This window comes from Parabacteroides sp. PF5-9 (genome assembly GCF_029893105.1).
Taxonomy (GTDB): Bacteria; Bacteroidota; Bacteroidia; order Bacteroidales; family Tannerellaceae; genus JARXWG01.
Genome location: NZ_JARXWG010000002.1, coordinates 194638 through 220973 on the forward strand (window position 1 = coordinate 194638; position 26336 = coordinate 220973).

Here is a 26336-nt window from a genome sequence, read left to right on the forward strand (position 1 = left end):
AAGAAAATGCTTAGAAAAGTTTTACTGGCTGTTTTTCCTATCTTTTTTGCTTTAGCTTCCTTTGGGCAAAACAAAGTTGACATTATAGGTAAAGTAATTGATGATAACGACTCTTTTACTTTACCTCAGGTGACTATACAGTTAGTTGTAGACAACGATACTTTATTGAGTTATACCAACAATGAAGGTATTTTTAAATTTAGCCTCCCTCCTACTAAAAATGTAAAAATTGCAGCTAGCCATGTAGGATATAAAACGTATTACACCACTATTGATGCAGATGCCAACGTCGACTTGGAGATCATTTTGCTTACCGATAGCGAAATGTTGGGTGAAATAGTCGTAACAGGTAAAACAAGGGCTATTGTGAGTACATCGGCAATGGGTCAAATACATATAAATACCGAAAAATTAACTCAGGTGCCATCGGTATTGGGCGTACCCGATGTTATAAGAGTGTTGCAATTAACGCCGGGAGTTCAAAATTCAGGCGAAGCAAACGGGTATCTATATGTGCGCGGAGCTGATCCAGGCCATAATTTAATGATGTATGATGATGCTCCGGTTTATGGCATGTCACACCTATTGGGTATATTCCCGTTTTATAACACCGACCATATCAATAATATTCATTTTGATAAAACAGGCACCGATATTAAATACGGCAACCGCTTGGGTGCTGCTTTACAATCTCATTCTCCTAATTTAATACCTGAGCGTTTTTCGGTGAAAGGGAATCTCGGGTTGGTGGCTTCGCAATTAACACTTCAGGCTCCTATAAACGACAAATTAGGATTTTATATCTCAGGGCGTAAAACTTATATCGATGAAATAATAACCCCACTCATTAATTCGGCTGCTGAAAATGAGGAAAATGCAATAGATGACCTCAGTTATACTTTTGGCGATATTAATTTTACGTTCCTTGCCAAGCCTTCAGTGAATCATCAGTTAAGTACAAACGTTTTTATCAGCGGAGATAAATTCGGTATCAAAGAACGTAAAATGATGCTTGACGGGAAATTGAAGTGGAGTAATAATACCGCATCAATAAATTGGCTATGGAGTATTAAGGATGATATATCTTTCAAACAATCGGTTTATTATTCGCAGTATAATAATAAGCTTGGTGTTCGCCAGGCATCAATAGACCTTGATGTACAATCAAAAGTCATTGATTGGGGAGCAAATAGCACATTGCAGTTTAAGCTGTTTAAAACCGCTTTTGAAGCAGGTTTGCAGTTGTCGGCCTATCATGTACGCCCTCAGGAAATAGTAAATAGCCAGTTGGAAATTGATAATATAAAAAACACAAACAATAAAACAGAGGCATGGCAAACAGCTGTTTATTTACAGGCTAAGCCGAAAATAAACCATTCGTTATATCTCGATTTAGGCTTACGAATGAACAGGTATGCGAGTATGGGCAGTAATAAAAAAACTTTTTTAAATGTTGAGCCAAGAATAAGTTTACAATATTCACCAAATGCTATATTCAACGGATATATTGCTTACTCGCGTAAAAATCAGTATCTAAACCTTATAACGACATCGAGCGTTGGCTTTCCTACCGATTTCTGGCTTATATCGAATGTTGATGTTCCGTCTCAATCGGCTGATAATTTTTCGGTTGGTTCTATTTATAAACCTGTTTTGAATGTTGAGTTTAGCCTGGGGTTATTTTATAATAAACTGAACAAGTTAATTGAGTATCCGTTCAGTATCTTACAATTTAATGAGATAACGAATTTCGGTGATGATATATATGTAGGAAAGGGTAAAGCGTATGGCGTTGAATTGATGCTTCGTAAAACAGGACGTTTATCCGGTTGGATCAGTTATACCTTGAGTAAATCGGACAGGCAGTTTGATGATATTTACCCAGATGAAACTTTCCCTGCAAAATTCGACCGCAGACATAACCTTTCTGTTGTAGCCAATTACCAGTTGTCAAAAAAATGGAGCATCGGTTTGACTCAAGTATATGCATCTGGTAGTAGGTTTACTGTGCCTACTTCGTGGTATTTTATAAATAATAACCCTATAAAGGAGTACGACAAACTTAATAATGCCAAAATGCCCGATTATATCCGTACCGATTTATCCGTCGATTTTTTTCTTAAAAAAACGGATAAGCAAGAAAGTGCCTTGAACCTGTCCATATATAATATGTTTGCAGTAAACAATCCGATTTATGTCATTTTGGATATTACGCCAAACAACAACGAAACAGAAGTCGTTGTGTACTCGCGATATAAAAGTCTATATTCGATACTACCATCTGTCGGGTGGCGATTTAAATTTTGAATGATATGAAGACATGCAATGTTTTATTTATAATTATCATATCGGTTTTTATACTGTCGTGCCAGCATCGTAAAGCATATGATGATATCCCTTTTGAAAGTAAATTGGTCGTAGAGGGGTGGATTGAAGATGGGGATGTTGCACGGGTTATATTAACACAAAGTATCCCTATAAAAGAAACGGTTGATTCTACCAACTTTTTTAATTATGTAATACGTTCGGCAATGGTGATTGTATCCGATGGAGAGAGAAATGATACACTGCGACTAAAAACGGATTCGCACTATTTACCGCCGTTTGTATATGTAGGTGAGAAAATAATAGGGAAACAAGACGGAACATATACGCTTACAATAAAATACTCAGGAAAGGAACTCACTGCCGAAACAAAAATTCCGGCTTCTGTTCCTATTGATAAAGTGAATTATACACATAAAAATCCTTCGGATACAATCGGAAATTTATCGGTAGAATTCACCGACCCTGTTGATCAACAGAATTATTATCAACTGGCAACTTTATTGATCGGTTATGATGAGATTTTTATTCCTGCATTGTACGGAAACATCAGTGACAGGAATTTCACATCACCTCATATAAATTTCCAGATCACCCGAGGTATTACGATATTCCCGCATACCAACTTTGAATCGCATTTTACCGATGGTGACCATATTTGGGTCAAATTACGAACAATGACAAAAGAAAGTTTCGATTTTTGGAATTTGTGGCAAAACGAAATTGTAAACGCACAAAACCCTATATTTCCGGCCAACAGCAACTTAAAGAGTAATATTAAAGGTGATGGGATAGGCATTTGGGGCGGGTATGGACAAAGTAAAATACAAATCGTAGCCAAATAATCAAGTACATAGAGGAGTAAAGTAGGCAAGTACACAGGCATAGCAGAAAGAATACAATAAAATTGTGGATTAAAATTTTGCATTTTATATACCTTTGCCGGATAATTTTAGTTTTATGAAGCAAAAAGATGAAATTATTCTGATAAACATTAACGGAATAGACCGTCCTGGTGTGACGGCTGCTTTAACCGAGATCTTAGCAAAGAAAAATGCGGTTATCCTCGATATCGGTCAAGCTGATATCCATAATCACCTCTCATTGGGGATCATGTTCCAAAGTACAGAAGGTAATTCGGGAGATATTCTGAAAGAATTACTTTTTAAGAGTTATGAATTGGATGTCAATATCCGTTTTAACCCTATTTCAGAAAAAGAATACAATGAATGGGTCGGAATGCAAGGTAAAAACCGGTATATCATCACCATTCTCGGACGTAAGCTGACGGCTAAACAAATTGCAGGAGTTTCCGGAATTGTAGCCGAACAAGGGATGAATATTGATGATATCAAACGACTGACTGGTCGTATTCCCCTGGATGAGAGTGAACGTACTCCCAAAGCAAGTGTTGAATTCTCCGTTCGGGGTACACCTAAAAATAAGGAGCAGATGCAAGCTGATTTCATGCGTTTGTCGTCCGAACAGGAGATGGATATCTCTTTCCAGGAAGAAAGTATGTTCCGCCGGGCACGCCGACTGATCTGTTTTGATATGGACTCTACACTGATTAAAACAGAAGTCATCGATGAACTGGCCATGCGAAATGGTGTTGGAGAGGAGGTCAAAGCAATCACCGAAGCGGCCATGCGCGGGGAGATTGATTTTTCCGAAAGTTTCCGTAAACGTTGTGCGTTATTAAAAGGGCTGGATGAATCAGTATTGCAGGAAGTTGCGGAAAACCTGCCTATCACCGAAGGGGTCGACCGACTGATGAAAGTATTGAAAAAGGTTGGTTTTAAAATAGCAATATTATCGGGTGGCTTTACCTATTTCGGACACTTCCTCAAACAAAAATACAATATCGATTATGTTTATGCCAATGAACTCGAAATTGTAGATGGCAAATTGACAGGAAACTATGTCGGAGATATTGTCGACGGCAAACGTAAAGCAGAGTTACTCCGATTAATCGCACAAGTTGAGAATGTCGATATCCGTCAAACGATTGCTGTCGGCGATGGAGCAAACGACCTACCTATGATCAGTATCGCTGGCTTAGGCATCGCATTTCACGCCAAACCCAAAGTAAAAGAAAATGCCAAACAGTCAATCTCGACCATAGGGCTGGACGGGATACTCTATTTTCTGGGTTATAAGGATTCGTTTTTGGAGAAAGAGTTCAATATATAAATGATTAATTATAAGATTTAAGCGTGAACAGAGTGAACTCACACGACTTGAACTATAAATTCGTATAAACAAACTAATAATAAAAGAGATGGTAAAACACGTAGTCATGTTTAAATTGATTCCATTTGAGCGGGCAGAAGAAAAATTGGCTAAAATGGAAGAGATAAAAGTCAAACTTGAAGGTTTAATGGGCAGAATAGAGGTTTTAAAGGCGATCCGGGTAGACTTCAACATCAATCCCGAAGAGACATGGGATCTTATCCTGACAACAGAACTGCCGACACTGGCCGACGTTAAAACCTATGCCATACATCCTGAACATGCAGCGATATCCAAGGAGGTTATCGCTCCGGTAAAAGCCGACAGAGCATGTGTGGATTATGAGTTTTAAATTATAGAACATACGGGTATGAAAGATTTCGTCATTGAAGACCGGGTTCAAAAAGCTATCGATTATTTTGAATCCGGATATAACTGTGCACAATCGGTTTTTCTGGCTTATCACGACCTGTTTGACCTCGATATGGAGACTGCTAAAAAGATGACCGTCTCTTTTGGTGGAGGGATAGGCCGTTTACGTGAAACATGTGGAACGACCAGTGGTATGGCGATGTTGGCAGGGTTCAGATATCCGGTTATTGACACAACAGATAAAAATGCCCGAACGCTTAATTACGCCATTGTTCAAAAAATGGTCGGACTTTTCAAAGAAAAATATGGAACGATCAACTGCAAGAGTTTGCTTCAATCATTGAAAACCGATACGAACCCTGAGCCTTCTCCCCGCACGCCCGAATATTACACCCGCCGTCCTTGTGGCAAATTTATAGTCGATGCAACAGAGATCGCCGGTCGTATGTTGAAAGGAGAATTCGAAGCGGAGATCAGGCAAGCAATTTAATATTCGCAATATAACCCAATTGCCGAATTTCCGTAAATAATGCCGTATAAGACGAAAGCGAATTGACATTCACCTTATAAGTAGCTATCGATGTATTATTCTCATAGTTATGTTCATACGAAAAGCTGACAATAAAGACATTCTTTTCTTCCAATATCTTCCGGATACCTTTTAAATCCGGAGTCGATGTCGAAAAACCGATCGTCAGTATTTTATTTACACCATCCAGATACATCCGCTTCTCCAGTTTTTCCAAAGAGATCAAGACAAAAAGAGCCGCAAAAGTGGTAATAATGGCCGCCATAAACATACCGGCACCGGCAGCCAATCCTATTACAGCGATTACCCATATACAAGCTGCCGTAGTTAATCCATGCACACTTCCGTGACTCTGAATAATCGCTCCTGCACCCAAAAAACCGATCCCGGTCAGTACTTGCGCTGCAATTCGTCCCGGATCACCATTCAGAAAATCGGGATAGGTCTGCGGAATCCAGATAGAGATCAACATCGCTGCTGCCGACCCCATACAGATCAGTGTAAAAGTTCGCATACCGGCGTCACGTCGACGTATCTGCCGCTCCACACCAATGATAGCACCCAATATGAAACTTATGGCCAACCTGACAGATGCAGTATACACATCGACTTGCGTGCTCTCTAAAATTTGTTTCAACTCTTCAATCATTTCCCTGATGATTAATTACTCACGGAATGCCCGAAACGCATCCTATGTTCGACAAATATAACCAATAATTTCATTTAATTGCATCGTCCGATTATTGGTATCCGAATCTTTCTGTTTATCTTTGATCCCGAAAAGGGGTGCCGTACTGTAAGGCTGAGATTATACCCTATGAACCTGATGCGGGTAATGCCGACGTAGGAAATAAGTAATAGCTTCCCTCCTATTTATGTATTACCATTAGACTTCAGTGAACAGTTAAAGACACATGAAGCAATTAATTGTTATTACAACACCCGATCTGTTTGCGGGAGAAGAGGAAATCGTCCGACACCTTTTCGATGAAGGATTAGAGATACTTCACCTTCGTAAACCCGAAGCAGGCAAAAACGAATTGATCAAATGGCTGGATCGAATTCCTGCGGATTATCATTCCCGTATTGTCCTTCATGAACATTTTGATCTGACAACTGAATATTCCCTAAAAGGGATCCATTTAAACCGTAGATATCCAACAGTACCAGATGATTATAACGGTTCGACATCTCGTTCTATTCATAGTTTTAATGAGATAACCGATTACGCCCCATACCAATATGTCTTTCTCAGTCCGATATTCTCCAGTATTTCAAAAAAGGGATATGAAAGTAAATTTTCCATATCCGAACTAAAAGAAGCATTTGAAAAAGGGATACTCCATGAAAAAGTAGTTGCACTGGGAGGAATAACAGTTTCTACTATTCCTTTCATCCATGATCTTCCGTTTGGCGGATATGGGGTATTAGGCAGTTTATGGGGGAATAAACCGACTGTGTTAGAAACAGATACTATTATTCAACAATTCCATCGATTACAAATATGTCTATAAATCCAGATCCGATATCCAGCCATCGACTGATGTTTATCACACATCCGACTCCGAGATATACCGAAACAGAAGAAGTTGATATGGTTTTGGAAGGTGGTTGTTCATGGATTCAGTTACGCATGAAAGAAGCGATAAGTCTGCAAACCGCAACAGCCGTTTCACTACGTTGTCAGACACACGCTCCGAAAGCCATTCTTTGCATCAATGATCATGTAGATATCGCATTGGCCTGTGGTGCATCGGCAGTGCATGTTGGGAAAAAGGATCTGTCACCGGATGAGATCAGGATGCATATTCAAAAAGCAAAGAGACCGGTTCCTTTCTGGATCGGGGCAACAGCCAATACCTTTGAAGATATACAGCTGGCAGTCCGAAAAGGGGCATCCTACATCGGACTGGGACCTTATCGTTTCACCGAGACCAAAAAACAACTCAGCCCGGTATTGGGACTAAATGGGTATCGCAAAATAATCAACCAATGCAGAGACGAAGGTATCGAAATACCTATCTTTGCAATCGGTGGAATCGAACTACCTGATGTAAAGTTATTAATGAACACCGGTATTACCGGCATAGCCGTCTCCGGTGCTATTCTTCGATCAACTGATCCGATAATAGAGACCCAACGGTTCTTAAATGAAATAATGATAAATTAATTGATATGGCAAATAAAAAAAATATGCGCATCTCCTACCCTTCTTCAGAAAAGATTTACATCTCGGGAGATATAAACAAAGTCCGTGTAGGAATGCGAAAGATTAAATTGACTGATACGGTAGTCGTAGACCCAAACGGGGAAAAAAATGTCCGGAAAAACAATCCGGTGATCGTTTATGATACCAGCGGCCCCTATTCCGATCCGAAAACACCGATTGATATTACTGCCGGTATTCCACGGATTCGTGAAGAGTGGTATGGAAAACGGAAAGATTTGATCCGGCTGGACGAATTAAGTTCAGCATACGGTCGTAAAAGAGCAGCCGACAAATCGTTGGATAATATACGATTTCCCAAACAACATCTGCCTTATAAGGCCAAAGAAGGTAAACACATTACCCAGATGTATTACGCCAAAAAGCGAATCATCACGCCCGAAATGGAGTATGTAGCGATCCGTGAAAATCAACAGATCGAAGCCTTAGGATTAAAATCCTACATCACCCCCGAATTTGTACGGAAAGAAATTGCAGCCGGTAGAGCAATTATTCCGGCCAATATCAATCACCCGGAAGCAGAACCGATGATCATCGGCCGGAAATTCCTGGTTAAAATCAATACCAATATCGGAAATTCGGCACTCTCCTCCAGTATTGATGAAGAAGTCGAAAAAGCAATCTGGAGTTGTAAGTGGGGAGGCGATACCTTAATGGATCTGTCGACAGGGCCGAATATCCATGAAACCCGTGAATGGATCATTCGTAATTGTCCCGTTCCTATGGGAACTGTTCCTATCTATCAGGCGTTGGAAAAAGTAGATGGCAATATCGCTGAGTTAAGCTGGGAGATCTACCGGGACACACTGATTGAACAAGCCGAACAGGGGGTTGATTATTTCACCATCCATGCCGGTCTATTAAGAAGTTATATCGAAATGACCTTAACACGCCTGACCGGTATCGTCTCACGTGGAGGTTCGATCATGGCAACCTGGATGCAGATTCATAACAAAGAGAATTTCCTTTATACCCATTTTGAAGAAATCTGCGAAATTCTGAAAACATATGATATTGCTGTATCAATCGGTGACGGACTCCGACCGGGGTCTATCTACGACGCAAACGACAGGGCCCAATTTGCCGAACTATATACCATGGGGCAGCTGACAAAAGTAGCCTGGGAACATTTTGTACAGGTGATTATCGAAGGACCGGGACATGTGCCGCTCAACAAAATCCATGAGAATATGAAAGAGCAACAATATGCCTGTCATGGCGCTCCTTTCTATACCTTAGGACCATTAACTACCGATATTGCTCCTGGATATGATCATATCACCTCGGCCATCGGTGCGGCTCAGATTGCTTGGCAAGGTACAGCGATGATCTGTTATGTGACTCCCAAAGAGCATTTGGGATTACCGGATAAAGAAGATGTGCGCAATGGAGTTATAGCCTATAAGATTGCAGCACATGCTGCCGATCTGGCTAAAGGACACCCCGGAGCACAGGTGCGCGACAATGCATTAAGCAAAGCCCGTGCCGACTTCCGCTGGAAAGATCAGTTTAATCTCTCTTTAGATCCGGAAAGGGCATTACAATATTACAAAGAAAGTGCCGTCACGGATGGCGAGTATTGTACGATGTGCGGTCCTAATTTCTGTGCCATGCGCCTAAGTAAAGAGGCTCAGGACAAATGCAGGGAAAATAAATAAGTAGATCATTCCCTTAAAGACTTTAAGGTTTTTTAAAGTCTTTAAGGATCTTTCAATAACCTATAGAAAACAAACAAAGGAACTAAGATAAATCAGGATTTACGCTTAACTGCTTAGAGTCGGTTTAATTTTTTGTGGAAAATTAAACTGATTCTAAAAAATAATTTTTAATTATTTTACCACATTCATATCCTTCATCATATAAAGTACTCAGTTTCTGAGTATCTTTTTCGGTACGTCCTACTTCAATGGGGCTCTCAGGCCTGATCACAATAATATGTCCATCAGCCTCTAACTGCTCTATATAATCGAGTACTCGATTATAATTACGGTAACGCAACCGCAGTTTGTCTCTCAATGCAGGATATTTACGGTAAATAAAACCTGGCAGATAAAAATCTTTTTCCGGCTTTCTATAGCCTTTATTACGGGTAAGAATAACAACATTTTTCGTATAGCCGTCATCAATAGATCGTTGGATCGGTATCGCATCACATACGCCTCCATCAACCATTGGGATTCCGTCGACATACGTAACGGGACACATAACAGGCAAAGAGCATGATGCTTTGCAAATATCAACTAATCGTTTCGGATCTTTTTTCTCTTCGAAATACTCCGCCTCGCCGGTCAGACAGTTACTGGTGACCATCACAAAACGATCCGCTGAGTTGAAATAAGTCTCATAATCAAGCGGATAATGTTTATCGGGATACTCATAAAACAGAAAATCCATATCAATATACCCTTTTCCCCGCAGAAAATGTTTGAGACCGATATAATTGCGTTTTTCCAATAAATCGATATTGCTGTATTTTGATCGTCCACGCTGACGCGAAGCATACGAAATGCCATTACTCACTCCGGCAGAAACGCCTATAACATAAGGGAACCAGATGTTATGATCCATAAAGTAGTCGAGTACGCCCACCGTAAAAATGGCACGCATCCCACCACCTTCTAATACCAATCCTGTTTGATTATCTATTTTCATACGCATTAAAAAAGAAGAAAGCCATTGCCCGATTCACACCGGACAATGGCCACAAAAATATAATAAATCAGCGATATATAATGGTCTCTTTATCGAATTACATCGTTATTTCATTCACTAACGGACGTCCTTCAAAAAAATCTTTCAGATTTTGTAATGTCGTCTGAGCGATGTTATGCATCGCTTCTTTCGTAAAAAAAGCCTGATGGGATGTGACAATGACATTGTTGAAAGAAAGCAACCTGGCCAAGACATCATCATCTATAAAATGGTCGGATATATCTTCATAAAAATAGTCTCCTTCTTCTTCATACACATCCAGACCGGCGGCCGATATTTTTTTGACCTTTAATCCTTCAATCAATGCATTCGTCTGTATCAACTGACCGCGCCCGGTATTGATAATCATTACTCCATCCTTCATCTTCGATATAGAATCTTCATTAATCATATAACGTGTTTCATCCGTCAACGGACAATGAAGTGATATGATATCAGACTTCCGATACAGTTCTTCCAATGAAGTATATGTATAACCTTCCTCCTTTGCAAATTGTTCATCGGGAAAGAGATCATATGCTAAAATAGTCATTCCTAATCCCCGTAGTATATGAATCAATATCTTCGCAATCTTTCCGGTACCAATGATACCTACTGTTTTGCCTGACATATCAAATCCCATTAAACCGTTTAATGAAAAATTGCCATCACGTGTACGCCAGTAAGCCCGATGAATCTTACGGTTTAACGACAACATTAAAGAAAGGGTATATTCCGCCACCGCATACGGCGAATAGGCCGGAACCCGAACGACCGGTAAACGATTCTTGGCAGCCTGTAAATCGACATTGTTGTAACCGGCACAACGAAGCGCCAGTATCTTCACATCATTACCGATCAATGCATCGATAACCGATGCATTGGCCGTATCATTCACAAAGATACAGACGCCATCCATACCGTGCGTCAGTACCACATTATGAATATTCAAATGACCCTTAAAATAACGGATGTCAAATTCAAAAGCCTCGTTTACCTGGTCAAATGAGGCTATATCGTAAGGTTTAGCCCCAAAAAAAGCAATTTTATAATCCATAGCCTTTTTTATTTATAACTATAAAAAGAGGTGTTTTGTTTAAAGTTGAAACACGTCTGACTTTCATTTTGTCAATTTGAGCATTTTGTCAATTTATCCCCTTTGAGATTGGTCTGTATGGAGGTTGTTACAGGTTTGTGTGGAAATAACGCCTGGATTTGGAGTTTATTTTCGCGTGAGAAGTTGAAAATCATCCTATAATGCCTATTTTACTGATCATAAAAAATCGTTGTTTTAGAGAAAAAACATGTTTTTTCGACCGTTTTTTCGACTGTTTTCAACCCTCTAAAAAAATGATCTGCATGATTCTTCAAAGGTATTTAGATGCTTCCCCAAAGTCTTCTGCATCCTTTTAAAAATCTCTTGCATAAATCTGACGAAAGATGCAGAACAAATAAGTAAAAATAGTCCGTTTTTTGTCTAAAACTGTTAAATCGACCTTCTATTTGACTAAAAACAGGGATAGTAGGTGTTAGCCAAAAATGTATTATTATTAACTTATGTCGTAAATAATCGGTTCTTAATAACAAAATAATAGTAATCGGAACACATATAATCTGGCTTGCAAATTACAAACAGTTACCTCGCGAGGGGTAAAATAGGCATAACTTATTGCGCCTGTTTCCGCTCGCCGGATAAAATCTTCTGCTCAATATCCCGAACATTCAGTTTTACCGGAGCAGTGATAAATTCAGGGATATTGTATGAATAGAATAAAGGATCATAATTTTCGACAGAGGCTTGTGGCAATAGAAACGGTTTAGTCGCAACACCGTCTTCGCCCAATGAGGCCAGATAAAGCCTTGTATATAATCCGTCACCACGTCGACTGCTGAAAACAAACCAACGGCTGTTACTGCTCCAGCTATGGTAGCTTTCCGTATGATCACTATTAACTTCGGTTAACGGACGTGTTTCACCCGTATTCAGATCAAGTAACCATAAATCAGCTTCTTTATGCCAGATTGAAAAAGTACCATAATCCGACAACGTATACATCAGGTATTTTCCATCATAGGAAGGACGAGGGAAAGAGACGCTTTTTTGCATCGCCGCAGCATAGACTAAAGTGTCTATCTTATTCCCGAAACGCCCGTTCTCCGGATCAAAACCGATACGGCAAAGATTATAACGGTTCATTTTATAATCTTGCGGCATTGGTCGCTGATCGGCTACACAAAAATAGAGCCAGTTGCCATCAGGAGAGAAAGCGGGGAAAGTTTCAAAATCATTTGTCTTTAATAGTGGTGTAGTCAACACCCGGTTATTTACGATATCATACACTGTCAAATCGGACGAATGATCAAAAACTTCGATCCGTTCATCTGCAACAGCATGAAAAACCTGGCGGGTATCGTTTACCGAATAAGCGATATAGTTTCCCGACAGATGCCAGTAAGGATAAACACCCCTACCCTCGGATTCGGTCGTTTTCAAGTCGATGATTGTTGTTTCTCCTTGTGTCTGTAAAATCGTCCCTCCTTGTTCTCCACGCATATGCAGACTCATATCTCCGGAATCTGTTTGTCTGAACGAGTGGCAATTCACACAACTACCCGGCACAAGCGTGTTTTCGATCAACGTTGTTTGGGTAAAATCGTTCAATGTTCGTTGATAAATTCCCATATGACTATACAGTTCATAACCTGGAGCCACTAAACGATAAACCAGGCCATAATCGATCGGATATTCGCTGATATAGATCGGAAAAGATTTATAGGCAATCCATTGGCCTTGCTGTTTGACCGTTACAGTCACATGAATCTCTTCCCCTTTATGTTGCTCCAGCAATTGTCGCCATTTTTTTATCGGGAGCGTAATGGATCCTTTACTTTGGACTTCGATCGGATTACCCTGACGACCGGTAATGACCACATGTATCTTTTCTACCGGTTGATCCATGGTGAAATGAAGTGGTGCGATTTCGACCGGCACAGTAACACCTGTATAATCCGGGACAATCGGAGGATATGCATCAACCGTTTGATTTATACGCATATTCTCCTGGCAAGAGAATAAAAGAAAGAGTACCGCCCAACTAACCATTCCCAAAATAAGTTGATTCCTATTTATCCTTTTCATCGTGTTATTTTCTGTAATAAAGATAATACCAGTATGTATCCCCAAACTGACTGTTTATCAATGGTTCTGCATATTGCACACTTCGCTGCATATTCCGAAAAGATTCGAAGCGTTGCATCATTGTCCGATCAATCTGTGGAGGAAGTGTTGCTTGCGTCTGCTGACCGGAAGCTTGCCAGACACAGGTCATAGCTTCCTGATAACCTCTCGGGGTGACAGGATAGGCCATCACTTGCTCTCCCATCCAATAATAATCCATAAAACGTTGTAAGTCTTTTACCAACAAGGTGTAGGCTAATAGATACTCATAAGCCATACGATTTTCGTGGTTGTGTTCATATAACATACCTAATATCATATCCTTCTCTCCTTCGCTGAAGAAAAAATCCTCCTGTGGACGAATACGCCTGAGTCTGCCATATTCCGGATGCGTATCGATGATACGTTCATCCGTTAACAGACGCAATGTTTCATCAGCCCAAGTACGATAAATGATCGTATGTTGCAGGGTGTGCAGGTATTTTGCTGCCACCTCATACGCTCCATTTATCAGGTTGGTTTCGGCCAGTCGCTTGATCACCCTGACACTCTTCTGGTAATCCGGAATAGCCTCCATCGCTTCAAAAGCAAATCGTTGTGCCGTATTAATCAATCCAAGGTGATAATAGATCTCTCCGGTCATCATATCGGCTATATATTCTTTGTTGAAAGATGGTAAAAGACCTTCTATACCATTCTGATAATAGGTGAACATATATTCCGGCAAATATCCTTTTTTACTTAATGCCAGATTAAGGGTAGCTACTGTTAACGGACCATCAGGAGATTTTTTATCCGCCAGACGAATAATCTGATCCCATTTTTGTGTACGCGAATAGAAATCATAGGCCATTATTTCTTCTTTATTCCAATCGGCGACTTGGGTTAAACCATACCCCCCCAGGAGAATGCATAAAAGAGACTGTCCGCCAAGGTGTACAAAACCAACTTTCCCGGAGTTTTTATCCGGTAACCAACGGTATAAGAGCGGTATAATCACAGCAAGAAGAAAAACAGATAGTGGTAATAACGGATATTGCATCACATACCGGTAATAATCACCTGCCAGCCAAAAACGGATCAAGGGATATTGAGGTACAATCATCTTGGCGATAAAAGGAGATACCAGATATATAAATAAAGCGACCAGTGTTGTTGCCCACAAACGCGAACGTTTCATCTGTTTTTTGCCAACCCATTCATACCACAAACAGAACAACACGACGGTAATAACCGCCCAGCCAACGAACCAATAAAGTAGCGGAATCATGATCAAAAGAGAAACCATCCGAACACTATCGCTCTTCAGACGTATATAGCCTACAAGAACTGCCATCGATAAGATCAAGGCGACCAGTCCTGAAAATAAATAGTTCTCATCCAATAACAAAATAATATAACCCAATGATGGCAGACAACTTAAAAGCGCATATATAGGCTTCCGGGCTATAAAATAAGAAATAGCTAAAATGATTCTCTGCAATAAGACCAATAAACCGGCTATTAATGCTCCTCCCAGAATAGAATCATAAAAGAATTGAGTCACAAAACGTCCGATATAGATGGCCAGCCCACCGGGTCGAACGATTAACGTTTCAAAATAGTCGGGCGTCGTAAGAAATAATTGCATCTGCTCCTGATAATGTAAATGGTGGCGATAACATATCCCGAAAAAAAACCAGGTCGCCAGCCCCAATATTAGAGAGATGCCCCAGTCAATTAAACGCCATGTTGTATGTTTGCTCATATGTGTACCTGAATAAATTATTCGGAAATAAGTGTCAATGTTTCAGCTTCGATGGTATGATAAATCTTTTCAATAGCCATCGCATCAAAGGGTAATTTGCCGGAAGATAATTCCGGGATATTGAACGACTTTAAGGTATAATCATACCAGGCCGGATCTTTTTGAGGCAATAAAAACGGTTTATGCGCTTTCCCATTACTATCCATATAGCTGAAATAGGGTTTTCCATACAAACCGTCATCGCGTTTGCTGGCAAAAACAAACCAACGACTGTTCGACGACCAGCTGTGATAAGTATCCGAACATTCGGCATTGACTTCCTCCAACAGATCGACTTCTCCCGTTCTCAAATCCAGTAGTTGCAGATCGGTCTCACGATGCCAGATTGGAAACGTTCCGTAATCAGCAACCGTATACAATAGATATTTCCCATCCGGAGACACTTTAGGATGACAAACCGACTGTCCTGTCTCATCAGCCGAAAAAAGCGTATCTACCCGATTACCGAATGTCTGAGTATCCGGATTGAAATCTATCCGAAGTAAACTATACTTCAACTGCCGTATACTATCAGGTAGTTCAACAGAGGGCGCTTCACAATAATAAATCGAACGACCATCGGCCGAAAATACCGGAAAAGTCCGGTATTTTCGAATGGACAATTGCTTTATCTCTGGCACTTTGATTATTTTATTATGATCAAAGTCTAATAGATAAAGTTCCGATTCGGTGTCATACACCTCAAGCCGTTCACTTCGATAAATATGAAATGCCGGAATGATAATATTGGTAGAGAATATGCCCCATCTGCCTGTCGGATGAAAACTACCATATACCACAGAAGAAACCATATCTCCATCTTTTGTATTCAATTTACGTAGTTCGCCGTTCCTGTTCAATATCGTTCCACCTTTTTCCCCTCTTAAATGAAAAAAGGATAAATTCGGATCCTGGTTTCCGTAGGTATGACAATTCATACAAGATCCTTCTGTAAGCGCATTGTCGGCAATCACCCGTTCTTTAAAACTTTCTATATGTCGCTCTCTCAATTGTATACCATTCCAGACTTCATAGCCGGGTTCGATTAAGCGATAACTCAGGTACGGATCGATTTTATCTGCAACGACAAACCATCGAAATGTTTTATAAGCCAGCCATTTACCTTTTATCTTAGCCTTGACTTCTACGGATATGGTTTTCCCTTTTTCCGCTTGCAAGAAGTTCCGCCATTTTCTCTCAGCAAAACTGACCTTCTCACCGGTACGGATCAGTATATTTGAATGTTCACCTTTAAGAACAACCTCTGTTGCTTCCGGATTATTGCGCATCAGAAAATTAAGCGGAGCGATATTGTAAGGGATCGTTATGTCTGTATAATCCGGATAAACCGGAGGATACTCATCGATGTACGTCACATTTTCAGGCCGATTACATCCGATAAATAACAGACAGTATATCAACACAATATTTATATATCTTACTCTACTATTCATTTTTCATCTGTGCAAAATGATAATAAAAACAATACGTCTTTCCATACTTTTCCCGTAAAGGTTCCATTTGTGCGCCGTATTGTTCGTATGCTCGCGTGTATGCCATAAAATCAGTGACAAAGTTAGCCGGAATTTTATACGATTCCAGCTCTTCCTGAGAGGCTTTTGATACAGCCAGATGGATCAATAACGCTTCGCCATATAAAGCCGGCATCCGCAATTGTTGCCCCTTACAATACTGATCAAAAATATCGACAAACGAACGGATATCCTTATTTACCAAACAATAACACAACAGATAATCTAAAGCCTCTTTATTTTCCGAATTACTCTCTATCAACAACTTAAGAGAAGTCATGTCATCTCCTGCCAATCTTAACGTATCATGCACAGCGATCTGTTTACGTTTATCTTGCAACCAGGTATTTGTCGAATCGGTCAACATCTCCTTACGTCGTATTGCCCAGTCACGATGAAAGAGTGTCTGATCCAACATACGCAAATATTTCAAAGTAGCAGTGCTGTCGCCATTCACCAGATTAACCTCAGCCAGACGTTTGACCATTCTCGAACTCCTGTGGTTTGGTGAAAATATTTGTCCCAACATGGCAGCATGTTGCGCCATATTCATATCCCCAATATGAAAAAACACATCACTTCCCGAAAAAATCCATATCCAGGGAGTCGCAGTATGAAGTGGCAAAAACAGTGCCTGGGAAGCCGGTTGGTAAAAATTCAATAATTCATCCGGAAGTCTGCCGGATTTCGATAAGGCGATATTGGTATAATAAGATGCCAAGGTATTGGAAAGTTCATTTTCGGTGGCCAGCTGATAGACTTTATCCCAACGATTAAAATAGCCTTCGACAGACAAAGAGAGTATCTTTTCCTGTCTGAAATCAGCCTTCTGCCATAATCCGGCTCCTAATAAAAGAAACAGACCTATTATCAGCGGCCATAACGCTTTTCTGCGAAAGGTATGTGTATGCGTAAATTTAAAAAACACAGTCCAACTGATGAACAGAAGAGCAAGTCCGCTATAATAAACAGTCCGGGACATCCCCGGCAAGAGATAAGCCTGTCGAACCGTTATCACGTAATACGAACGAACGATATAGGGATAAACTGCAAACAATACAATCAGTAGTATATCGGCAAAAACAATTCCCTTTTGTTTGCTAAGATCATTTAATAACAGGTAGACAGGCAGAAAGAGCATATATCCACCGATCAGTGCATAAAATAATGGAATGGTACATACGATTAAAACATAACTCCACCATTTGCCCACAACATTTCCCAACAACAAACAGGTGGCTAAAACAAATATAAATCCAACACTCGATGTCAAAGAATATCCGAGTGTCGTATGCAATACCCACTCTATGACTATCGGGAAAAGCGCAAATAAAGAGGTGTGCGAATAGAGACCTAACGATCTCAACCAGCGAACAATCAGTCGCCATTCAAGTAACAAAATCAATGAAATAAGTACTGCACCACCTCCACGCAGATAAAAGAACTGTGTCAGAAAATCACCAAGATAAGCGGCCAACCAGCCTGGTTTTTTCAAATAAGAAAGAAAATAGTCGGTCGTAAACAGAAATAATTGTATCTCTTCCTTAAAGAATAAATGGTATTTAAAAAAGAACTGAAAGAACGAAAAACAGCTTACTGCCAATATTATAGCAATAAAAAGATCTTGATTATATCTATCTGGCTGCTCTCTTTTCATCGACGAATATCCAAGGCTTCCTTTTGTTGGTCTGTCAAACTCCCTTCTATCATCCCATAGATAAATGAACCCAGTTCGTTATTCCGGTTATCCTTGACAAACTCATAATTATAAGTGATGTATTCTTCAGCTAATTTCTCCATCCGCCTCTGGAGTTCTACTTGAGAGGAGTCGTCGGCTGTTTTCAACATCTTCCTTAATAAATTCTCTGTATCATCCATCTGTTCTTTTCGTTCTTTCCATTGTTGAAGCCGACCGTTTAGCGGTGTGCCGGAAGCAAAACTCTCCTCATTCAAGACAACATTTAATTTCCCGGGTTCTATGACCACCAATAACTCCTGAAGTCTTAAACGCAGAACAGGACGTGTCCGTAAAATAGCGATCTCTTCTTTGACAATACTCTTCTCAAAATGAAATTGCCCATCTGTTATACGCACTGAATCTATTGTTTCATTGGTCGCTCCACTGAATGGAACCAGATAAATCCATTCTCCGTCATACTCATTCCCTGGAACATAGCCATTTATCAACAGTTTCTGTTCTTCTTTACAGGAAATTAAAACAAAAACAACAATAAGTGAATACAGATATTTATACATCAGTCGGTTTGTTTCTTGTAACTACAAAGATATGAAAAAGAAAGCGGAACAAAAGGTGCTCCGCTTTCTACTTACAGAATTATAATTAACTTTTATTCAACTTTAAACATCCAGAACCAAGCTTCACTTCCCGAACCTGCACCTGCTGCGGCATAAGATACGACCATATGCGTATCTGTCAGCTTCAGAATATCATACTCATAAACCGGAATCTTGCCTTCATTGGTCGATATACCATGTAAAACTGTAACATTCTTAGTATACAATTTACCTTCAGCCCAGACATCTCCACTATCTCCTTTCGTTTTCTTGCTCATATCAAAAGAGAATGTACCCGGAATAGTCGTTCCATTCGACAATACTTTTGTTAATGTTGAACCTGCTGTCGAGAAGATCATTTTCGCACCAGCTCCTTCTGTTGCCGTCTCTTCACTGATGTCATTGATCGATCTTCCCCACCAACCGGCAGAGGTATTATTCAAATAAGAACCATTCCCCCAGATCTTCTCCTCATCAGCGTCCCAAGTCCAAGTTTTAGAACCGTCACCACAGAACAATCCCCATTCTTTAGGAACCTCAAAAGAGAGTTCATCCACATTCACTGTTAATTCTTTAGTGATTTTAGAACCATCAGCATTCAAACCGGTAAAGGAAATTTTATTTTCACCTGTCAACACTAAAAGAACTTCGTCATACGCTTTATTGGTTGTACCCAATCCATAATCCCATAAAGAAAGTACAGGACTGTTGTTTTCCAATATGATCTTGTTGGAATTCTTACCATCCACAACTACCGGAGTAGCCGAAATATTGAGTTGATCTGCTGTTATTGCACCGCCCATCGACTGACGATCTTCAATCGGGTCACAAGCTACTAATGCTGCAACAAACAACAACGAACATATAATTGATTTATTCATACATTTTTCGTTTATCTATTATACAATACGATCTTTATTACCATCCGGAGAAAAGGGCATTAGGAGCTGACGATCCCCAACCCGGATTCTGTGTCAATACACCACCCGACAAAGTGATCTGCGATTCAGGTATCGGGAAGAAGCCTTTTGTTTCTTCATAACGCGCGCTATAACCGTTGCCAAACGATTTCATCTGCGTATCCGCTCCCAGATTCTTGATACTTACATTCAGCTGTTTATCCAACAAAGCCGGAGCATCTCCCCAACGACGGATATCCGCCCAACGACGACCTTCGAAAGCCAATTCGAAACGACGTTCTTTCTTCAACACATCTAAGGTATAACCTGTGATCGGATCCAGACCGGCACGCTGACGTACACGGTTAATACCCATCACATCCTGTTTCAACTCCGAGTGCATCAACAATACATCGGCGAAACGAATCAGCGCCAGGTCGGTCGGATTCCCCAAAGCGATATCATTATCCGCATTCCATTCCAGATGACCAAATGTATCATAACGTGTACCCTCTTCGTCATATGCCTGGTAGTTCATGTATTTTTTAGCCCAGAAACCGGTTTCTTCCACCTGTGCATCTTGGCCCCATTGATAACCGGTCACTTCATTTTCCATATCGGCGATAGAAGCTTCACGACGCATATCTGTCGGTTCGGCTGTTTTCCACTCGTTCCAGATAGTGGTGTTTACAGGACCTGCACCCCAACCACGTCCGAACGGGAATGTTCCTTCCGCACCGTTATTCGCACGTAAGCTGAAAAACAACGAGTATTTGTTGGAATAAGCATGCTGAGTCGCCCATTTAGCCATGGAAGAATGCTTGATAGAAAACATTTTTTCTTTGTTCGCTTGTCCATCTCCAGCCCAACGAACGTTTTCTACGTAAGGATAATCAGGAGCAGTCCAGTTATTCGAATAAGACCATAAAGCACGAAAGTCAGACAACAGATCATGTCCACTGTTATTGATACAATCTTCCAACCAGGCGATTACCTGATCTTTAGTGATGCTTCCGCTCAAATTACCCTCTGTATCACGAATAGGCATAGATTCTTTACCATAAAAGCCGGTATAGAACAAGAATGCACGCGCCATCATTGCCTGAGCATCCCATTTAGTGGCATGACCCGACTCCACAGAAGTATAGGATTTTGAAGGCATCAATTCGATAGCCGTCTTCAAATCGTAAGCGATCTGTCCATAGATCTCATCCGCTTCCGCTTTAGGCAGGTTCTGCGTTTCGGTAGTCAATACCAAAGGCACGTTACCGAACAACTCAGCCATGTCGTTATAGAAAAGAGCACGCAGGAAATAGACTTCACCTTTCATCTGGTTCTTTTGTTCTTCCGATGTAAAGCCGACACAGTTATCGATAGTTTCAACAGCCATATTGGCACGGAAGATCCCTTTATAGCGTTCTGTCCAGAAAGAGGTAAGCATATTGACTTCATTCGTCATCAATTTATCGGCAGCTTGCATCTTTTTATCATTTTCTCCACCGCCACCGAAACGATCGTCGGAAGCCAATTCGCCAACGACATAGCTTGTCTGGTCAGCACTCGCACTTGCCGAGATCTGTGTCACGTAAATACCTGCAATCATTTGTTGAGCATCTTCTAATGTCTCAGGAAAATTGCTGGTATTCTTTTTAGTATAATTCTCCGTATCCAAAAAGTCTTCACAACTTGTAAAGACAAGAAGACCCGATACAGCATATAATAATAACTTCTTCATATTTGTATCTAATTAAAATTTAAGATTTACACCAACCAAATAAGTTCTTGCGCTTGGATAGAATCCAAGGTCGATACCTCTTGCCCAACGGCCATGATTAGCACTTGTCGCACTATCGGTATCACCACCATAACCCACTTCAGGATCCATACCGCTATAACCGGTAATTGTAAACAAGTTCTGTGCAGAGACGTATAAACGAGCTTGTCCTAATACCATTTTGGGGAATAACTTCTTGAAGTCGTAGCCCAATGTGATATTCTGAAGTCTGAAGAAGTCTGCATCTTCAATCCATATATCCGAAACATTCTGATAGTTGGAATGGCTACCACTGGTCAGACGCGGCATCTTGTTGGAAGTACCTTCACCATGCCAACGGTCGAACACGTCTGTAGTATAGTTTTGAAGCGGACTATCGGCAAACGAACGATATGATTTCGCAATCTGATGTCCGAATACGCCACGGCCTGTCACAGACAAATCAAATCCTTTATAACCGAAGTTCAGGCTTAAACCGACTGTAAGATCTGGGTTGGGGTTACCAATCATGGTCTTATCATCTTCATCAATCACGTTATCTCCGTTGATGTCTGCAAAGATCAAGTCACCCGGTTGCGCATTGGCTAAAGTCCCTTTATTACCTGCGGCACGACGTTCGTCGATCTGCGCCTGGTTTTGGTATACACCTTCCGTTTTATATCCGTAGAAATAACCGATCGGATAACCTACCTGAGCACGATACATCTCCGAAGTACCCTGGCTCAACACATTAGGTTCACCTTGGATAATTTTTTCCGAATTGGCAATACGGGTCACTTCATTCTTTGTATAATCAAAGTTCAGGTTCACCCCATAAGTAAATTCGCCAATATAATCATTCCAGTTCAAACCAAGTTCGACCCCTTTATTTTCGATATCACCACCATTAATATAAGGAGCGCCTGTTCCGTAAGAAGCCAGAGTAGGAGCTTTTACCAACCAGTCTTTTGTCGTTTTCTTATACCAGTCGAAAGCAACACCTAAGCGAGAGTCCAAGAAGCGTGCATCGAAACCGATGTTCAACTGCTCGGAAGTTTCCCAAGTCACATCCTTATTCGGCAGGATATCGGCATATCCACCCGTTGTCTGAGATGTTTTGTTCTCACCGAAATAATACGCATTAGATTCGTCAAATGCCACTGTCGCTAAATATTGGAAATTGTCGATATTCGAGTTACCGTTCTGTCCCCAGCTACCACGCAGTTTAAAGAAGTCCATCCAGTTATGAACCGATTCCATAAAAGGTTCGTTCGTCATCACCCAACCGGCAGATACTGCAGGGAAATATCCCCAACGGTTACCACGTGCAAAGTTAGATGAACCGTCGGAACGTAGTGAGAAAGAAGCCATATAGGTCTCTTTGTAGTTGTAGTTGGCACGACCGAAGAAAGAAGCCAAAGCGCCTTCACCCCATGGACGACCGTAATTAATATTAAAATCGGTCATTTCCGTCGGTTTGGTGTTGCTCAACCATGCATAGTCGAAATTGCCTGTAAAGATCGGTTTTTTAGCATACCCTTCCAGTTCTTCACCCATCCCCCATTTCAGGATAGACTGTCCGATCATCACGTCAAACGCATGATCGTTATTGAGTTTAAAAGAATAAGCCAGGGTATTTTCCCAAGAGATATCATAACCTGAACCGGCATTCTGAGTCACTTCGTCTTCCGTCCGCTGAACGGTGGTCGACAATTTGTGAGCCTGTGCATACGATCTGTATGAAGAAGAACTCATATTGTAACCAAATACCGATTTGAACTTCAAATTAAGGATCGGTTGGATTTCAATATAAGCATTTGCTCTTAAGCTATAGCTTTTAGAGAGGTTCTGGCCGCGTGAAGAATACATCATATCCCCTATCGGGTTTGCCGTACCTCCATCATAAAGCCATCCTTCTCTTTCCTTGTCGTTCTGGTCGTAATAGTTACCATCAGAATCGTATACCGGCAACAACGGATTGGCCACAATCATATTATGTACGTCGTTCCAGTAAATATTACCTACAGCGATACCTTCTTTTTCCCGGTAGTTATAAAGCAGGTTTTGTCCGATAGTCACCACGTTAAAGCCGTTCGCTTTATGTAATATATGCTCCGAGTTTACACGAGCGGTATAACGATCCCATTGCGACTGAGCCGGTCCTCCCAAGATACCTTCTTGTCCGGTATACGAAAATCCCATAGAGAACTTAGATGTTTCGCTACCTCCGATAAGGTTGATCGCATGGTTTTGTGTCATGGCGTTCTCATTACGAATCTCTTCCATCCAATTGGTACCGTTCCATGTGCCGTTCTGAATACCTTCATAAATAGAAGCAGGTAACAAATTAGCCCAATCGTAACCGGCATTTCCTTCATTGAAACGTCTCTCGTCCATGATGGTCATATACTCTTTTGCGTTAAGTAAGGAAGGCATTTTGTAAACATTTTGTACTCCTACATAACCATCATAAGAAAGTGTCATTTTACCCGCTTTACCCTGTTTGGTCGTCACAAGGATTACACCATTGGCGGCACGCGCACCGTAAATCGCCGCCGAAGCAGCATCCTTCAACACGTCGATCGACTCGATATCAGAAGGGTTCAAATGGTTGATATCACCCCCCGACACACCGTCGATAACATAAAGAGGACTTGAATTACCGGCAGTACCCAGACCACGGATCGTCACTTTAAAGCCTTCACCCGGCTGTCCGGATGATTGCATAATGTTTACCCCCGGAGTTTGGCCTTGTAAAGCTGTAAAGGCACTTGTTGTACTCATCTTCTGAATATTATCACCACTCACCTGAACAGTAGCACCGGTAATCAGTTTCTTCTTCTGAACACCATAACCGACAACTACTACTTCGTCCAATGATTGAGAATCTTCCCGTAACATCACGCTATAAATGGTATTCCCACTTACAACATTCACGGCTTGCGATAAGAAACCGATGTACGAAAATTCTAACTGCGCACCTACCGGTACGGTTATCTCATACTTACCGTCAATATCGGTAATCGAACCATTGGTCGTTCCTTTCTGAACCACGTTTACCCCGATTAACGGATATCCGTCGGTTTCAGACGAAACCACACCACTCACCTTCACACTTGACTGCGCCATTACCGGCAGACAGTTTATGAGCAAGAAGGTTGCAACAAGCATCATTTGCGCAAGCCTTATCGGTTTGCACAAAGAAAATGTTTTGCATTTTTCTCTCATAAAAAGAATTGATTTAAGTTGATAAAAATTTCTTTTTCCACAATTAATTATTAGACCTACAGACTGGTCAACGGTTTTTTACGAAATGGTTAACATACCGGTAAAGACTAATAACTGCAACAAATGTATTAGTTAACCAAAAAGAAGTAGGATAAGTTTTGTTAAGCAAAAGGGGTTCATTTGTTTTCAGGAGTGTTAAAATCAACCTTTTTTAGAGATTGAGGGGGATTTTTTGATACATCAGCAGTATCTGCATTTTAAGAAAACACTTATTATCAACACATTACACCAAACACACAATCTCTAAAAAATGTTTTTGATAGACAACAAATGAAAAAACAGATACTTGTATTCTTTTCAACCTGTTTTTAGGATCTTTTTAGTTCTTTCTTCGCGTTCTCTAAAGCAAATTGCTTATTGATGTAAAACCGACGTTTTAGTTTGTATGCTTTTTCTATATCATCCTATGGAAATAAAAACATGATTCAGACTGTTTTTCTGTAATACGTAAGTCTGTTTTTTGTTAGAGGTACGTCTAAATGAATTTAGAGGTACCTCTAAATCTGTTTAGAGGTAGGTGTAAAATATTTTAGACGTACCTCTAACAGAAAAGTGTATATAATGTTTCAAATAAACCGACAGGATATCTCCGTTTTTTTGTTTGGAATAAGAAAATTTATAAAAACAGAAAAGACCAGTCTTCACGCGGAGACGGCATATAACTCCGTATACCTAATGATTCTGCGGCATTACAGTTCACAAGTGCATCGTCGATAAAAAGTGTCTCTTGCGGATTTAGAGCGGAATCTTTTAAGACATATTCAAAAATCTCGATATGGGGTTTTTCCATGTGAAGTTCATAAGAGAGGTAGGTTTTAACAAAAAAGTCTTCTAGGGTATGGTTTTTATACGAAAAGATATGTTGTCGCGCCCAGTCCCAATGAATCACATTGGTATTACTTAAAAGCACTGTTTGGTAATGACTACGTATATGTAACAGCAAATCAAGTTTCCAACCGGCTACATCATCCAGCATCGCAATCCAGGCACCGTCAATCGCTTCATCCGTTATTGATTGATCCGTGAATTGGCGAATACCATCCCGAAAGCTTTCCGCAGAAAGATGGCCTAATTCCAACTGCCTGAACAGGTCTTTATGTTGATAGTTGTTGGTCAATTTATCCCGGACATCGACCCCCAGTGCTTCAAACGCCTCAATACATCTATTCCGTGTCAGATTAACAATAACGCCACCAAAATCAATAATCAGGTTTTTTATCCCCTCCATT

Annotated in this window: 20 protein-coding genes and 1 riboswitch; of the genes, 8 read left to right on the plus strand and 12 right to left on the minus strand. The window is 40.6% G+C overall.

Annotation, left to right across the window (positions count from 1 at the left end; translation table 11 throughout):
- Positions 1-6: 6 nt before the first annotated feature.
- From M2135_RS02155 to M2135_RS02175, 5 genes are all read left to right on the plus strand, one after another.
- On the plus strand, positions 7-2307 hold the full coding sequence (locus M2135_RS02155) for a TonB-dependent receptor (RefSeq protein ID WP_280746931.1): 2301 nt from the start codon (positions 7-9) through the stop codon (positions 2305-2307).
- 5 nt (positions 2308-2312) lie between these two features.
- The gene (locus M2135_RS02160; RefSeq protein ID WP_280746932.1) at positions 2313-3170 is read left to right on the plus strand and encodes a DUF4249 domain-containing protein; all 858 of its coding nucleotides are present in this window, start codon (positions 2313-2315) and stop codon (positions 3168-3170) included.
- Positions 3171-3285: 115 nt separating this feature from the next.
- Positions 3286-4518: a phosphoserine phosphatase SerB gene (gene serB, locus M2135_RS02165; protein ID WP_280746933.1), complete on the plus strand. Its 1233-nt coding sequence runs from the start codon at positions 3286-3288 to the stop codon at positions 4516-4518.
- Positions 4519-4606: 88 nt separating this feature from the next.
- Positions 4607-4909, plus strand: coding sequence for a Dabb family protein (locus M2135_RS02170; RefSeq protein ID WP_280746934.1), 303 nt, complete (start codon positions 4607-4609; stop codon positions 4907-4909).
- An 18-nt stretch (positions 4910-4927) separates the two neighbouring features.
- Positions 4928-5419 (plus strand): C-GCAxxG-C-C family protein, encoded by a 492-nt coding sequence (locus M2135_RS02175; RefSeq protein ID WP_280746935.1) that lies wholly within the window; start codon positions 4928-4930, stop codon positions 5417-5419.
- Here the strand turns inward: M2135_RS02175 and M2135_RS02180 are convergent.
- Positions 5403-6107, minus strand: a complete 705-nt coding sequence (locus tag M2135_RS02180; protein ID WP_348537098.1) for an MgtC/SapB family protein — start codon at positions 6105-6107, stop codon at positions 5403-5405. The two genes, M2135_RS02175 and M2135_RS02180, sit on opposite strands and share 17 nt — an antisense overlap.
- A 123-nt stretch (positions 6108-6230) precedes the next feature.
- Positions 6231-6325, plus strand: a riboswitch (TPP riboswitch).
- Positions 6326-6372: 47 nt separating this feature from the next.
- Between M2135_RS02180 and M2135_RS02185 the strand changes: the two genes are divergently transcribed.
- Genes M2135_RS02185 through thiC form a run of 3 tightly spaced genes read left to right on the plus strand, consistent with a single transcriptional unit; the run spans position 6373 to position 9343 of the window.
- Complete coding sequence (locus M2135_RS02185) at positions 6373-6972, plus strand: thiamine phosphate synthase (protein WP_280746937.1); 600 nt, start codon at positions 6373-6375, stop codon at positions 6970-6972.
- A complete protein-coding gene (locus M2135_RS02190) occupies positions 6963-7628 on the plus strand; it encodes a thiamine phosphate synthase (protein ID WP_280746938.1) in 666 nt (221 codons plus the stop codon). The genes M2135_RS02185 and M2135_RS02190 overlap by 10 nt, the downstream gene beginning before the upstream one ends.
- 5 nt (positions 7629-7633) lie before the next feature.
- On the plus strand, positions 7634-9343 hold the full coding sequence (gene thiC, locus M2135_RS02195) for a phosphomethylpyrimidine synthase ThiC (RefSeq protein WP_280746939.1): 1710 nt from the start codon (positions 7634-7636) through the stop codon (positions 9341-9343).
- A 142-nt stretch (positions 9344-9485) separates the two neighbouring features.
- On the opposite strand, the gene M2135_RS02200 is transcribed toward thiC, so the two are convergent.
- The 11 genes from M2135_RS02200 to M2135_RS02250 all read right to left on the minus strand — a co-directional run bounded on the left by M2135_RS02200 (position 9486) and on the right by M2135_RS02250 (position 26335).
- Positions 9486-10337 carry a patatin family protein gene (locus M2135_RS02200; RefSeq protein WP_280746940.1) on the minus strand — a complete coding sequence of 284 codons (852 nt, stop codon included), beginning with the start codon at positions 10335-10337 and terminating at the stop codon, positions 9486-9488.
- 97 nt (positions 10338-10434) lie between these two features.
- A complete protein-coding gene (locus tag M2135_RS02205) occupies positions 10435-11433 on the minus strand; it encodes a 2-hydroxyacid dehydrogenase (RefSeq protein ID WP_280746941.1) in 999 nt (332 codons plus the stop codon).
- A 609-nt stretch (positions 11434-12042) separates the two neighbouring features.
- Entirely contained in the window at positions 12043-13515 is a 1473-nt protein-coding gene (locus tag M2135_RS02210) for a hypothetical protein (protein WP_280746942.1), read from the minus strand.
- A gap of 4 nt (positions 13516-13519) precedes the next feature.
- Entirely contained in the window at positions 13520-15301 is a 1782-nt protein-coding gene (locus M2135_RS02215) for a DUF6057 family protein (RefSeq protein WP_280746943.1), read from the minus strand.
- A 17-nt stretch (positions 15302-15318) separates the two neighbouring features.
- Positions 15319-16764 (minus strand): hypothetical protein, encoded by a 1446-nt coding sequence (locus M2135_RS02220; protein ID WP_280746944.1) that lies wholly within the window; start codon positions 16762-16764, stop codon positions 15319-15321.
- A 22-nt stretch (positions 16765-16786) separates the two neighbouring features.
- Positions 16787-18529, minus strand: coding sequence for a DUF6057 family protein (locus M2135_RS02225; RefSeq protein WP_280746945.1), 1743 nt, complete (start codon positions 18527-18529; stop codon positions 16787-16789).
- A complete protein-coding gene (locus tag M2135_RS02230; protein WP_280746946.1) occupies positions 18526-19128 on the minus strand; it encodes a DUF4369 domain-containing protein in 603 nt (200 codons plus the stop codon). Before M2135_RS02230 ends, M2135_RS02225 begins: the two co-directional genes overlap by 4 nt.
- Before the next feature lie 92 nt (positions 19129-19220).
- Entirely contained in the window at positions 19221-20048 is an 828-nt protein-coding gene (locus M2135_RS02235) for a hypothetical protein (RefSeq protein ID WP_280746947.1), read from the minus strand.
- A gap of 37 nt (positions 20049-20085) precedes the next feature.
- A complete protein-coding gene (locus M2135_RS02240; RefSeq protein WP_280746949.1) occupies positions 20086-21801 on the minus strand; it encodes a RagB/SusD family nutrient uptake outer membrane protein in 1716 nt (571 codons plus the stop codon).
- Positions 21802-21813: 12 nt separating this feature from the next.
- A complete protein-coding gene (locus M2135_RS02245; RefSeq protein WP_280746951.1) occupies positions 21814-25047 on the minus strand; it encodes a TonB-dependent receptor in 3234 nt (1077 codons plus the stop codon).
- Between the two features lie 676 nt (positions 25048-25723).
- Positions 25724-26335, minus strand: a complete 612-nt coding sequence (locus M2135_RS02250) for an HAD family phosphatase (protein WP_280746952.1) — start codon at positions 26333-26335, stop codon at positions 25724-25726.
- Position 26336: the final 1 nt, after the last annotated feature.